At 68.8% G+C, this 320-nt stretch carries 1 protein-coding gene; it reads left to right on the forward strand.

From position 1 onward, the window contains the following. The coding region (locus tag EOB59_RS35090; RefSeq protein WP_128290317.1) for a LysR family transcriptional regulator at positions 1-320 on the forward strand (320 nt) is incomplete at both ends.

Raw genomic sequence — 320 nt, forward strand, 5'->3', positions numbered from 1 at the left:
CTTCGAGGCCGCTGCCCGGCATGGCAGCTTCGCTGCGGCGGCGGACGAACTGGGCGTCAGCCATGCCGCCGTCAGCCGCCACGTGCGCAATCTGGAGATGGAACTGGGCGTGGAACTTTTCGAGCGTCATGCCCGCCATGTCGTGCTGACCGGCGAAGGCAGCCTCTTCGCCCGCACCGTCGCCCGGTCCTTCGCCGATCTGGCGCTCGGCGTCGGGCGTCTGAAACGCGGCACCGCCAAGGGAACAGTGGTTCTGGATGTGGAAACCGATCTGGCGGTCGTGTGGCTCATGCCGCGCCTGACGGCGCAGGCGCTGGACG

It is taken from the genome of Mesorhizobium sp. M7A.F.Ca.MR.176.00.0.0, from assembly GCF_004023165.1.
Taxonomy (GTDB): Bacteria; Pseudomonadota; Alphaproteobacteria; order Rhizobiales; family Rhizobiaceae; genus Mesorhizobium.